Origin of the sequence: Paenibacillus sp. FSL A5-0031, from assembly GCF_001956295.1 — a bacterium.
GTDB lineage: Bacteria > Bacillota > Bacilli > Paenibacillales > Paenibacillaceae > Pristimantibacillus.
Genome location: NZ_MRTD01000026.1, coordinates 21,971 through 35,683, shown reverse-complemented (window position 1 = coordinate 35,683; position 13,713 = coordinate 21,971). Strand labels below are relative to the sequence as shown.

Sequence of the window (13,713 nt, the reverse complement as noted above, 5' to 3'; positions counted from 1 at the left end):
AACAACTCAAAGAAAAAAGCGCCTCTCATAAAGGCGCTTTTTGCTCATCATTCGCTTTATACCGTCAAATATTTGCGTATGACCTCATCATCCAGCGACTCCAAGCCGCCTTCCCACGCAATCGCCCCTTTTTCCAGCACGTAGAAGTAGTCTCCTACACTCTTCACGAAATCCAGGCTTTGCTCCACCAGCAAAATAGCCGTCTTGCCATCCGCTTTAATTGAGCGAATAACATCCCTAATATCATCGACAATGGAGGGCTGAATCCCCTCACAAGGCTCATCAAGCAGCAATACTTGAGGCCTTGAAGCTAACGCCCTCGCGAAGGCAAGCTGCTGCTGCTGTCCGCCGCTAAGATCGCCGCCGCGGCGCGTATACATTGCCGGCAGCACAGGAAACTTTGCAATAGCCTCTTCTGGAATAGAAGATATTTTCGACTTTGAAGCCTCAAGGCCAAGCAGCAAATTTTCATAAACGGATAGCTGAGCAAATATTTCGCGTCCTTGCGGTACATAGCCGATTCCACTTTTAGCCCGCAGTCCCGGCGCTTTCTTCGTTAAATCCGAGCCATTATAAGAAACAGAACCCTCGCGCGCCTTCAGCAGCCCCATAATGCTTTTCATAAGCGTTGTTTTGCCTACGCCATTCCGCCCGAGCAGACATACAACCTGCCCTTGCTTCACTTTCAGCGACACATCACGCAAAATAATACTCTCACCATAACCAGCCTCAAGCTGTTGAACGGCTAACATCGGCATCCCGCCTTTTCCCCAAGTACACTTCCGCCACGCGGTCATCTCGTTGAATTTCATCCATCGAGCCTTCCTTCAGCAGCTTCCCTTCATGCATGACGGTGACCTTGCTCGCAAAATTACGAACAAACTCCATATCATGCTCCACGACTACAATCGACCGCATACGGGCTATCTGGTGAAGAAGCTCGCCCGTTTTATCCGTCTCCTTATCGGTCATCCCCGCCACCGGCTCATCGAGCAGCAATATTTCCGGCTCCTGGAGCAGCATCATGCCAATTTCGAGCCACTGCTTCTCTCCATGCGACAGACCGCCTGCCCGCCAGTTCGATTTTTTCTGCAAACCAATCATAACGAGCTGCCCGTCAATTTTAGCCCGCTCATCCTCAACCATCTTTGCAAACAACGTCGCGAACACGGTACGCTTCTGACGCATCGCGATTTCCAAATTCTCAGCAACCGTCATCGAAGGGAATATCGAAGGAGCTTGAAATTTACGACCGATGCCAAGCTCAGCAATTTGATGCTCTTTCTTTTTCGTTATATCTACCTTCCCGAATGTGACACGTCCCGCCGTAGGCCTTACTTTCCCGCAAATCACATCCAGAATTGTCGTTTTGCCAGCTCCATTTGGCCCAATGAGGAAACGAAGCTCCCCTTTCTCAAGCTTTAGGTTCATGCCTTGGACTGCTTTAAAGCCATCGAACTCAACAGTTACATCATCACACAGCAGGATTGCGGACTCCTTCATGCTTCGGCTCCCTCCCTTTTTTGCGTAATTTCAATTGGCCAACTAAGCCAGCAACACCTTTAGGCATAAATACGACCACGACCACAAACAGCAGACCCATAAAGAATAACCAGCCCTGCGGATAAGCGGTACTGAACTCACTTTTAGCCCAGTTCATAAGGATAGCGCCTAGTGCGGCTCCAACCAGCGTTCCACGTCCGCCAATGGCTACCCAAAGAACCATTTCAATCGAAGGCACAATTCCGAGCATCGACGGTGAAATAATACCGACGTGGAGTACAAACAGCATGCCCGCTATACCTGCAATGCCAGCCGAAATCGTAAATACGACCATTTGATAAATTGCCGGATTGTAGCCGATGAACCGCACCCGGTTCTCGCCATCACGAATCGCGCGAAGCACCTTGCCGAAGCGGCTGCCGATGACGTAGCGGCAAAAGATGAAGATAGCAATGAGAGCAATGACGGTAATATAGTAAAGCACGCGCTTCGTCTCAGGAGAACCTATAGAGAAACCAAGCACGGTAGAGTAGCCTGTTATCCCATTCGTACCGCCTGTAAAAGCTTGCTGACCAATGAGCAGTGTCGTCGTAATAATAACGAGCGCTTGCGTCAAGATTGTGAAGTAAACGCCGCGAATTCGGTTGCGGAACGTGACGTAACCAAGCACAAGCGCGAGCAGCGCAGGTATGACAATTCCCATCGCTACCGCAAACCAGAAGCTCTGGAATGGCTGCCAGAAAAGCGGAAGCTCCTTAAGTCCGCTCCAGCCCATGAAATCCGGCGGCCTTCCTCCGCTTGCCTCCAGCTTCAAATACATCGCCATAGCGTAGGCGCCTAATCCAAAGAAAATGCCATGCCCTAAACTTAAAATGCCAGTGTAGCCCCATATCAGATCAAGCCCTAATGCTACTATGGCAAAGGCTAGAAATTTCGCTAACAAGTTGAGCCGAAAATCACTTACAAATAGCGGAGCGGAGAAGAGTGCTGCCGCCGCTGCCGCATAGCCAATTAAGATCCAAATCCGCGCAGGAGTAAACTTTTGCAAGCGCATAAGCGTTCCACCTTTCTTTTCCCTAGTCAAGCGACCGCGAACGCATGGCAACGAGTCCCATAGGCTTCCATTGGAGGAAAGCAACTATACAGACAAACACTAGCACCTTGCCAAGCGAAGCATTCGTCCAATACTCAAACAACGTATTAAACATCCCAATCCCTGTTGCCCCGAGCACCGTCCCAACCAGCTTGCCGACTCCGCCAAGCACGACGACCATAAAGGCATCAACGATATAATAAGTGCCAAGGGACGGGCCGATAGGACCAAGCAGCGTTAGCGCACAGCCGGCAATGCCGGCAATACCCGAGCCGATAGCGAAGGTCATCGCATCCACTCGTCTTGTCGAAACGCCAAGGCATGCAGCCATATCGCGATTTTGCATCACTGCCCGCATCCTTCTGCCTTCATGGCTGCGGTAAATATAGAAATACATAGCAATTAAACAAGCGATGACGAGTGCGATGATGAATAACCTTTTGTAAGGAAGCAATGTTCCATCCATAATCTTTAAGCCGCCATTTAGCCACGCTGGGCTTGTGACTGCAACGTTTGGCGCCCCAAAAATAGATCTTGCAAGCTGCTGCAGCACGAGACCCACACCCCAAGTGGCGAGCAAGCTATCAAGCGGCCGTCCATATAGAAAGCGAATCAGCGACATTTCGAGAATGAGACCAATGATAAATGCAACGATAAAGCTGACCGGAATGGCCAATACAAAATACCAATCAAACATCGATTTCGGCAAATAATCATGAAACACATTTTGCGTCAAATACGTGGAGTACGCACCGATCATAATTAACTCGCCATGCGCCATATTGATGACCTTCATCAAGCCAAACGTAATCGCAAGCCCCAAAGCAACCAGCAATAAAATGGAGCTGATGCTTAAACCATTAAATAGCTGCAGCAGAAACACTTCCATATGACCGCTCCTCTCTAGCGTAAACGGCTGTCGCCTTCCTCTGTCACAAAAAAAGCAGAAGGGAGCATTCGAAGCGATCGAATACTCCCCCATTAATTGCTGTGTATTAGACCATTGTTTGCTTATGGATTATTGCGTTGGTTGAATGCTTGCTGCCCAGTCGTAGCCTTTGAGATACGGATCCGGCTTAACCGCTTCACCTGAGTTCCACAGCTCCTTGAATTGGCCGTCCGCTTGCACTTCGCCAATACGAACCGTTTTGTAAATATGTTGAGTAGCGCCGTCGATTTTCACTTTTCCTTCTGGAGCATCCCACTCCAGCTCTTTGGCTGCTTCCTTTACTTTATCTACGTCAGTGGAGCCTGCTTTCTCGACCGCCTTTGCCCATAAGTAGACCGCTGTATAGCCGGCTTCGATAGGGTCCGCCGTTACGCGCTCATCACCGTATTTCTTTTTGTAGTTTTCGACGAACGTTTTGTTAGCTGGCGTATCCGTTGTTTGATAATAGTTCCACGCCGCCAAATGGCCTTCCAGCACATCGACGCCAATACCGCGGATCTCTTCTTCTGCAACCGATACTGACAATGTAGTCAAATCTTTAGCTGTAATGCCTGCATCCTTCAATTGCTTGAAGAACGCAACGTTGCTGTCACCGTTAAGCGTGTTGTATACGACATCTGGTTTAGCTTCTTTGATCTTGCTGATTAGCGTGCTGTAATCTGTATGGCCTAACGGCGTGTATTCTTCTCCAACCAGTTCGCCGCCTTCAGCCTTCAACTGTTCTTTAATTACGAGGTTTGCGGTACGAGGGAATACATAGTCCGATCCGAGTAAGTAAAATTTCTTGCCGCGGTTTTCAAGCAGCCACGAGACAGATGGAACGATTTGTTGGTTTGTCGTAGCGCCTGTATAAAAAATATTCGGAGAAGATTCAAGACCTTCATATTGCACCGGATACCACAGCAGGCCATTTAACTCTTCGAATACCGGCTTCATTGCTTTCCGGCTTGCGGATGTCCATCCACCAAATACGGTAGCCACTTTATCTTCGGAAATAAGCTTGCGCGCCTTCTCAGCGAAGGTGGGCCAATCCGAAGCGCCGTCTTCAAGTACAGGTACAATCTTTTTACCTAAAACGCCGCCTGCTGCATTAATTTCATCGATAGCCATCATTTCAGCATCGATAACCGATACCTCGCTAATTGCCATGGTGCCGCTCTGTGAGTGCAATATTCCCACTTTTATTTCCCCATCTGCTCCCGATCCGGCATTGGCAGCATTCGTAGGTTTATCTGTTTCCCCATTCGTAGATGCTGGTTTGTTGTTGTTTGCGCCACAACCTGTCAATACGATCGTTAAAGCTACAAACATAAGGCCAAATGAATAAAACATTCTCTTTTTCATCTTCCCACTCCCCATCGCTTCATATTTGTCTCTATATTTCCGAACATTTACATGGGATTAACTTCCATTGTTCGTGCTTTTATTATAGATTGGGAATTAAGTTAATGTCAATATAGTTAACACTAATTTTTTCAAGGGATACATTTTCACTTAAAAATGGTCATTTAGGGGTGTTTTATTTATATTTATGTTAGGTATATTGACACTTGTTTGTCGGTGCACTTCTTTTATGTACGAAAGATTGAATGTATGACATTTTTATTCACATAAAAAACCCAACCTAAGGCAAATGCCTCAAGTTGGGTTAACTTGTTTAAATTCATATGTTATTTTTTATTTTCTTCTGCTCTTGCAATAAGCATGTCTACAATAAGATCGACTTGTCCGCTTATAGCAATAGGATCATAACGATAGAATGTATTAAAATCGTTTTCAAAATATTGATTGTTTTTCACGGCGTCTAAGCTTTTCCAAACCGCTAAGTCTGTCAGCTGCTTAATCGCCTCACCCTTCTTCTCCGGGTCATAGACGGTCATAAACATATAATCTGCCGAATACTCAGGAAGTGCTTCTTTAGACAGCTGGAAAAAGCCGTCGTTGGCATCCACTTGCTTTTTAATCGATTCAGGAATTTTTAGACCCAGTGCATTATATACCGCTTGACCCGATCTGCCCGAATTTTCGCCAAACATCCATATTTCGCCTTTATCTGTAAGCTCAAAAATGCCGACTGTCGTATTTTCATCGACAACACCTTTCAGCTTCTCGCGGCCCGCTTTCGCCTTCTCATCATATGCCGTGATGAATTGCTCCGCTTTCTCTTTCTCACCTACGATGTCTCCAAACAATCTAACGCTTTCGTAAATATTGGACGCTGTTCCATAAGGAATATATAATGTTGGTGCTATTTTAGATAAGCTCTCATAACTTTCTTCATACATAACCACGATTAAGTCAGGCTTAAGCTCAAGCACTTTTTCAACGTTAATCGGCGACCCTACATCAACTGCTCCCTTAAGCTGCTCAGTAAGGAACGGGTTTTCGAAGGTAGATGGCTCTACGCCAAGCACGTTTGCTCCTACAGAAAGCAATTCACCGCCATAATAGTCGGTAACGATACGCTGCGGCTTAACCGGAATTTGAATCGTCCCCTTCGTTGTCTCGAAGCCGCGGAATTCCGCTGCCGGCGCTTCTGTAGCTGCAGGTGCTTCGCTTTCGGAGGGTACGTTAGTTGCTGCATTGCTATTTGTGTTATTCGCACCGCCGCAGGCGGATACGAGGACAGACAGCATAAGGAATAAAGTAAGGATAAAATATGGTTTTCTCTTTGACATGGTGGACCTCCTATGTACATTCAACGATAAACTTTCATTTTTGATAATGCGAATCATTATCGTTAGAAGCATATCAGATCACTTTATCCATCGTCTATAGATAAAAATAACCATGTCACATGGATTATTGTCAGCTTCATATCGTGTTTATAAAAATAATTGGGCTAGTGTGAACGTCAGCTTTTGTAAGGATACACCATCGTTGGAGTAACATTTATTGACTGGGATACGATAAACCAAATCGCTCTTAACAGCAGGAAGCTGCTGCCATGCTTCGCTTGCCAGCAATCGATTCGTTTTCTCCATCCCCGTCTCCTCAAAAATACTAATAATCATATGATCGGCTGCAAATAAAGAAAGCTCGTCGAGAGTAACGATTTTACTTTTCCCCGCATCAAGCACATGCTCCTTCACAGCGTCAGGCGGCTGGAAGCCCAGCACATCATATAACGCATATGCACCACGATCCTGCTTGCTTAGCACATAAATATTACCGTCTGCAATTTCATAAACAGCTGCTGTCTCATTTGAATGAAATACATTGCTCAACCTGTATTTCAACTGCTCAGCCATTTGATAGAACTGCAAGATCCATTTTTCTGCCTCATGCTGTATCCCAAAAATATGACCCATGAATCGCAGCCGCTCAATCGGATTGATGTTTTCCCATGGTTGGACTAGCACAGGCGCGATTGTTCGCAGCTGTCCAAGCTGTTCTGGCCTAAGGTAATCGGGTGCAACGATAATATCAGGCTGAAGCATACGCACCTTCTGGCTGTCCCAATCTTCAAAGGATATGACGCCTTCGAGCTCGCTCCTCAGCTGCTGTGAATGATACGCTAAACGAGCATCTACACCAACAGGGGTAATGCCTAGCGCAAGCAAAGTGCCGATAAATTGAAACGCCACGATGCGCTTTGGCCTTTGGCGAAAATTAGATGGATGCATGCCGGTAGCTTGCTTGAATTTCCGGCTAAAATATAATGCATCCTGGTAGCCGACAATTGCCGCAATCTCATTAATATGGCTGCTTGTTATGGAGAGAAGCTCCTTAGCCTTGTCCACACGAAGCTGCAATATAAAGTCCGATATGCTTTGTCCCATCTCTTTATTGAACTGCTTTGATAAGTAATGCGGATGATAGCCGGTTAAATGGGCCAAGAAATTACGCTGCAGCTTCGTACTGTAATTTTCTTTAATGTACTGCACTGCTTTTTGTACGGGCGTTGCATAATCGTAATAAGGCGTTTTATGGCCTGCAATCAATACCTCATACAACAGCTCTAGAAGCAGTTTTTGAGCTTCAAATGGATTGCTGCTCGCTTCCGCTTGATGAGCCTCGATTAACGATTTAAATAAACCTAATAAAATGCCTATTCGATTAGAAGCAATATAGCCATTATCGGGAAGGCCTTCGCAGCTCTGATGATAGACTAGCTGGTCGCGTGTATCCTGAATTTGAACGTACTGGTCGAATTGGATCATATACAAATGCAGATCGGAGTGCTCTGAGCTGGAAATCGATGCCCTCGTCCCGGCATGCGCAAACAACAAGCAGCCGAAGCTTAGCTCATACGCATCATCATCCATCTTCATGGCTCCGTAACCTTCTCCGAGCATAAATAAGGAAGGGGTGCTAATAAGCATCTCGTTAGACATCTCCGTCTTTTTCAATAAAATGCTTTTGGCTCCGCGCAGCAAATATTGATTTGTGTTCAGCATACAATCCATCCTTACTCAGCATAGTTTCAGAAAAAGACCCCTTAACCGGTGAATGGTTAAAGGGTCTGACATGTTTGTCTTGCACTTATTTCGTTGCAGGTGCTTCTGTAGCTGGAGCATCTGTAGCTGGCGCATCCGTAGCTGGCGTTTCTTCACCAGCAGGAGCATCGCTGGCAGGAGTATCACTTGCTTTTGGAAGCTTAATGACGATTTCTTGCTTAGGAAGCTCGTCTGTCATGTATTTGTTCATTTTCTCAGAAGCAACTGTACCTTTTACTGATTCTTTATCTGCATCAGTTAATTTATCAAATGCTGGCGTATCACGTTTCTCAACAAGGATAACATGGTAGCCAAAATCTGTTTTCACAGGCTCGCCGATAACACCAATTTCTTGTTTATAAGCAGCTTGTTTAAATTCTTCTACCCATTGGCCATTCTTCTTGTCCGCATATAGACCGCCTGCGTCCTTCGAGCCTGGATCGTCGGAATATTCTTTGGCAAGGGCAGCCCAATCTCCGCCTGCTGCCAGCTTGTCTTTCACTTCTTTAGCGCGAGCCAAAGCTTCTGCATCCGTGCGAATTTCTTTCTCTTCTTGTGTAGTTGGATCCGTTGTTTTAGTTGATACCAAGATGTGGCGAACAGAAACGGTTGCATAGTTAATACCGTTCTTTTCATATTCTGCTTTCATTTCTTCCTCAGTTACTTGAGCGTTCATATGAGCTACAAGCTTGGAAGTCATAAGCAAATAGTTTTCCATATCTTTGTCTTTCAATTTCTTAGCATCTACAGCAGCTTTTAGTTCCGCATCTTGGGAAAGTGCTGTCTTATACTGCTTCATTTGTTCTTTTACTTCTGTTTCAGCCTTTTTAACGTCTTCCTTAGAAGCCTGGCTGCTTAAAATTTTGTAGGAAATATACTGCTGGAGCAGCTGCTCCTTAAATTGCGGAATTTCAATAACTTGCGCATACGCTGGCTGCATAACCGTAAATACATCCAAATACTTGTTGAATTCCTTGTCTGTCACATTGCCGCCTTTATAGGTTGCAACTTCTGTTTCCTTCGCGCCGCCGCATGCCGCCATCGTCAAGACCAGCACGACTGCCACGATAAGCAGCGCGCCTTTGCGCCATGCCGATTTGCGTGAACTGTGTAACATGTTGAATCCCCTTTCATATTGAGAACTTGATAGTATTGTATCAGAAAAGGGGCGTATAAAGCGAATCTTGTCTATGTTGTCGCATCTTGCAATTCGTCTTTATAAAGGAGAACATCCTTGTACGCTTGCAAAAATTGTTCAATCATATGAATTTTCTGCTCCATATTCAATCCCTTGCCGCGCAGCAAAATACTTGGGTTTGGCTCCTGCTCGCTGCCCTGCTTAAAGCGATTCTCATGCTTCAGACAAAGCTGATCAACCTTCTTACGGTCAATCCTCCGCTTCTCGCTAGCTGCGTAACGAAGCAGCAGATCATCACCTTTGCCGCTGAGCTGTTCAATACCATACATCGTGCCATACACTTTTAATCTAGCCACTGCGAGCAAATTGCTTACCGCTTGCGGTAAATCGCCAAAACGATCCACAAGCTCATCAATCACATCATCTGCCTCTTCGAACGTTCGGATAGCAGCCACTTTTTTATAGATCTCAATTTTTTGGATGCTGTCATAAATGTAATCCGAAGGCAAATACGCATCTACGCTAATATCAATAAGCATGCTAACTGGCTTCTCTTCTTTGATTTCTTCGCCGCTCATTTCCGCTTTGCGCTTCGCAATCTCATCAGCCAGCATTTGCGAATACATGTCGAAGCCTACCGAGGCAATAAAGCCATGCTGCTCCGCCCCAAGCAGGTTGCCCGCTCCACGAATCGATAGATCGCGCATTGCGATTTTGAAGCCTGAGCCGAGCTCAGTAAATTCTTTGATGGATTGCAGACGCTTCTCCGCAACCTCCGTAAGCACCTTATCCCGTTGATACGTGAAATAAGCGTATGCAATACGATTCGAACGACCAACGCGGCCGCGCAGCTGATACAGCTGAGAGAGTCCCATTTTGTCAGCATCATGCACAATAAGCGTATTCACGTTCGGAATATCGACGCCTGTCTCAATAATGCTGGTGCTTACCAGAACATCGGATTCGCCATCGAGGAAATCAAGGATGGTCTTCTCCAGCTCCTGCTCTGACATTTGCCCATGGCCGACCGCAACTCTAGCACCTGGTACAAGCGCATTGATTTGCTCCGCCATTTGGTAGATGCCTTGAACACGGTTATACAAGTAATAGACTTGGCCTCCACGTGCCAGCTCGCGCTCTATCGACTCCCGTACGAGGGACGGGCTGTATTCCACCACATAGGTTTGCACAGGGAAACGATTTTCCGGCGGCGTTTCAATAACAGACAAGTCCCGCACGCCAAGCATCGACATATGAAGCGTTCTTGGAATCGGTGTTGCAGTCAGCGTAAGCACGTCGACATTAGTTTTCAGCTTCTTCAGCTTCTCCTTATGCGATACGCCAAAACGTTGTTCCTCATCCACGATCAGAAGGCCGAGCGATTTGAAAATAATATCCTGCGACAGCAGTCGATGCGTCCCAATAACGACATCTACTGTTCCTGCTTTCAAGCCCTTCATCGTTTCGTTCTGTTCCTTGCGTGAACGGAAACGGCTGAGCACCTGAACGTTAATCGGATAACCTGCAAAACGCTCGCGGAATGTCTCATAATGCTGCTGCGCCAAAATAGTCGTCGGAACTAGCACTGCTACCTGTTTGCTGTCCATTGCTGATTTGAAGGCAGCACGAATGGCAACCTCGGTTTTCCCGTAACCGACGTCTCCGCATAACAGCCTATCCATCGGCTGGGTTTTCTCCATATCCTTCTTAATCTCTTCGATCGCTCTGAGCTGGTCACGCGTCTCGTCATAAGGGAACATCGCTTCGAACTCATTCTGATACGACGTATCTTGTCCAAAAGCGTACCCTGGTGCCGTCTGCCGCTCTGCATACAGCTTGATCAAATCATCAGCAATATCCTGAACGGATGCTTTTACTTTGCTCTTCGCCCGTGTCCATTCACTGCCGCCGAGTTTATTGACCTTAGGCTCTTTATCTTCATTGCCGACATACTTCTGAATCATATCCACTTGCTCGATTGGAACAGACAGCTTATCGCCGCCAGCATAGAGAATATGCAAATAATCTTTATGAATACCTGCTATTTCTAGCGTGCCTATACCTACATACTTGCCTATACCATGATTATGGTGAACAACATAGTCACCGACTTTAAGCTCTGTATAGCTCTTAATACGCTCGGCATTATCAACTTTTTTATCCATTTTCCGGGCTTTGCGCTGCTTCTGGGAGAACATCTCGCCTTCAGTAATAATGACAAGGTGAGAGGATGGCAGCTCAAAACCGGACTGCAAATTACCTTCTAGCAGAGTAGGCGTCTCAATGCTATAGTCGTCAAGAACTCGGCGCATGCGTTCCATACGCTCTGCATTGCCGGCAAGCATCATTACTGTGGCACCCGTCTTGCGCCAACGTTCCATTTCTGCCTTCAGCACATTCATTTGTCCATGAAAATTTTGCATCGAGCGGCTTGTCATGTTCAATATATTTTGCGGCTGCGAATGCGGGATTTGCCTTAAGAATAAGGACAGGAACAGCGTTGGAAACGGACGGTGATGCAAAATCTCCTCTGTATCGCGGGCTAGAGCAAGATCCGGAAGCGACTTGCCGTTTTGCAGCAAATGCATGGACCATTCCGCTTCATCCCGCTCCAATTGCTTCGCTGTCTCTATTAAACGCGTTGGCTCGTCTAGTATGAGCAGCGTATCAGCTGGCATATAGTCGAGAATCGTTTGACGCTCTGGGTATAACAACGAAATATATTTATAAATTTCCGGAAAATAAACATGCTCGCGCAGCCTTTCAATCTCTCCGCCCAGCTCCGTGCGAAGTCGATCCTTGGCTGTACGATCTGTCATCTTATCGAGCTGCTTCTCCAGCAGCCGCTGCGCATGATTAGCCGCAGTCTCCATACGGTGGCCGTCTGCGAGCAGCTCTTGGCATGGCGGAACCACATAAGATTCCAAGCGATCCAAAGAACGTTGATCTGCTGGATCGAAGGTACGTATGGAATCAACATCATCGCCAAACCATTCGATCCGGTACGCTTGTGAAGCCGTAAGCGGATAGAAGTCAACAATCCCTCCGCGCACGCTCATATCGCCGCGCAATTCTACGCGGTCAGCCCGTGTATAGCCAAGAGCGGTCATTTGCCGCAGAAAAGCATCTATCGGCAGTGATTGGCCAACTTGAACCTCTACTTGCGCTTCAGCCATAACACTGCTTATAGGCAAATAGCGCCGAACGCCGGAGAAGGGCACGACAACAATCCCGCGATAGCCTTGGGACAGCTTGATCAGCACATCCATTCGCTGCGCAAGCGTCTCAGGACTCGAGATCGCCGCTTCTGCAGCTACCAGCTCATTTGCGGGATATAATAATACATTTTCTGACGAAAGACATTCCTGCAAGTCCTCCGCAATCTTCTGCGCAGAGAACATGTTATGCGTCACAACAAGCATAGGACGCTCTACATCCTCCCGCAGCGCTGCAATGAGCACTTGTCTGGAAGAGCCTGCGAGGCCAGATATCATCTGCTCACGCATGCCTTTACGAATACCGGATATAACGGACTGAACGTCCGTATCCGCGGCAAAAGCATTAATTAAAGCTTTCAACTTTTGCGACACCCCGTTTCTTTACACAATCGGAGAGTGATACGATCGCTCCCTGTACATTGAAAATAAGCCTCAGCCATCTGCTAAGGCTCATACTATTCACTTTCCGTCATTGAAGAGGACTAGTTACCAAATGAAGCTCTGGGTTCGCATCAATCGCCTCGCGGCAATAATCACAGACCACTTTTACCGTTACATCTCCATTTGGGTCATACGCTATTATATCGCTGCGTTCTTCGGGGGTCAAGAAATGGAAGCCCAGTTGATGCTCCGTTATATTTGACCCGCTAAGCGACCCTATCGATGTTCTGCAGTGCCGACAAATATAGTTTACTGCCATATGTATGCCTCCTGAAGGGTAGTTATATCCTTCAGTATGCCCTCATAATCAATTTCTAACAGATTATCGGTTAAACTTTGCCATTGTCTCCTCGAAAGGCGCCTTCAATCTAAACTCAATAGCATCACATGCGTCAGCAACCATAGCAGACAATTTCTCATGCTCGCTCTTTGGAAAAGTGGAGAGCACATAGTCCGCAATGTTCATGCCTGGCTGCGGGCGCGAAATGCCCATCCGAACGCGGTCAAAAGTTTGCGTGCCCAAATGCTGAATCAATGATTTGATTCCGTTATGCCCGCCCGCACTGCCTTGATAACGAAGGCGAAGCTTGCCGATCTCCGTATCCAAATCATCATAAACGATTAAGCCGTCCTGGACCTCAGCCTTAAAGTAATCTAGAAATGATCTTACTGACTCTCCAGACAAATTCATATATGTCATCGGCTTAATAAGGACAACCTTCGTGCCTTGTACGTTGCCTTCTCCGATTAATGCCTTGCATTTATTTTGCGTTACACTAATGCCCCAGCGCCTTGCAAGCTCATCAATAACCATAAATCCGACATTATGCCGGGTTCCTTGATAAGCAGCACCGGGATTGCCAAGTCCTGCAATCCACCTCATTGCTCTCTCCACTCCTTTACGGACAAATGTAACATAATCTATTACAAGC

The 13,713-nt window shown here is 46.6% G+C and carries 11 protein-coding genes; all 11 read right to left on the bottom strand.

Going from position 1 to position 13,713, the window contains the following annotated elements; translation table 11 throughout:
* Nucleotides 1-56: 56 nt before the first annotated feature.
* The 11 genes from urtE to pth all read right to left on the bottom strand — a co-directional run bounded on the left by urtE (nucleotide 57) and on the right by pth (nucleotide 13,664).
* The gene (gene urtE / locus BK120_RS30585) at nucleotides 57-752 is read right to left on the bottom strand and encodes an urea ABC transporter ATP-binding subunit UrtE (RefSeq protein ID WP_076271287.1); all 696 of its coding nucleotides are present in this window, start codon (nucleotides 750-752) and stop codon (nucleotides 57-59) included.
* Complete coding sequence (gene urtD, locus BK120_RS30580; RefSeq protein ID WP_076271286.1) at nucleotides 730-1,503, bottom strand: urea ABC transporter ATP-binding protein UrtD; 774 nt, start codon at nucleotides 1,501-1,503, stop codon at nucleotides 730-732. Before urtD ends, urtE begins: the two co-directional genes overlap by 23 nt.
* Nucleotides 1,475-2,557 (bottom strand): urea ABC transporter permease subunit UrtC, encoded by a 1,083-nt coding sequence (urtC, locus tag BK120_RS30575; protein ID WP_076271285.1) that lies wholly within the window; start codon nucleotides 2,555-2,557, stop codon nucleotides 1,475-1,477. Before urtC ends, urtD begins: the two co-directional genes overlap by 29 nt.
* 22 nt (nucleotides 2,558-2,579) lie before the next feature.
* A complete protein-coding gene (gene urtB, locus BK120_RS30570; protein ID WP_076271284.1) occupies nucleotides 2,580-3,485 on the bottom strand; it encodes an urea ABC transporter permease subunit UrtB in 906 nt (301 codons plus the stop codon).
* A gap of 129 nt (nucleotides 3,486-3,614) precedes the next feature.
* On the bottom strand, nucleotides 3,615-4,889 hold the full coding sequence (urtA, locus tag BK120_RS30565) for an urea ABC transporter substrate-binding protein (RefSeq protein WP_076271283.1): 1,275 nt from the start codon (nucleotides 4,887-4,889) through the stop codon (nucleotides 3,615-3,617).
* 326 nt (nucleotides 4,890-5,215) lie between these two features.
* On the bottom strand, nucleotides 5,216-6,223 hold the full coding sequence (locus BK120_RS30560; protein WP_076271282.1) for an iron-hydroxamate ABC transporter substrate-binding protein: 1,008 nt from the start codon (nucleotides 6,221-6,223) through the stop codon (nucleotides 5,216-5,218).
* Between the two features lie 147 nt (nucleotides 6,224-6,370).
* The gene (locus tag BK120_RS30555; RefSeq protein WP_076271281.1) at nucleotides 6,371-7,945 is read right to left on the bottom strand and encodes a helix-turn-helix domain-containing protein; all 1,575 of its coding nucleotides are present in this window, start codon (nucleotides 7,943-7,945) and stop codon (nucleotides 6,371-6,373) included.
* Nucleotides 7,946-8,030: 85 nt separating this feature from the next.
* Nucleotides 8,031-9,101, bottom strand: coding sequence for a peptidylprolyl isomerase (locus BK120_RS30550; protein ID WP_076271280.1), 1,071 nt, complete (start codon nucleotides 9,099-9,101; stop codon nucleotides 8,031-8,033).
* A gap of 71 nt (nucleotides 9,102-9,172) precedes the next feature.
* Complete coding sequence (gene mfd / locus BK120_RS30545) at nucleotides 9,173-12,700, bottom strand: transcription-repair coupling factor (protein WP_076271279.1); 3,528 nt, start codon at nucleotides 12,698-12,700, stop codon at nucleotides 9,173-9,175.
* A gap of 109 nt (nucleotides 12,701-12,809) precedes the next feature.
* Nucleotides 12,810-13,040 (bottom strand): anti-sigma-F factor Fin, encoded by a 231-nt coding sequence (gene fin, locus BK120_RS30540; protein WP_076271278.1) that lies wholly within the window; start codon nucleotides 13,038-13,040, stop codon nucleotides 12,810-12,812.
* 63 nt (nucleotides 13,041-13,103) lie between these two features.
* Complete coding sequence (pth, locus tag BK120_RS30535; protein ID WP_076271325.1) at nucleotides 13,104-13,664, bottom strand: aminoacyl-tRNA hydrolase; 561 nt, start codon at nucleotides 13,662-13,664, stop codon at nucleotides 13,104-13,106.
* Nucleotides 13,665-13,713: the final 49 nt, after the last annotated feature.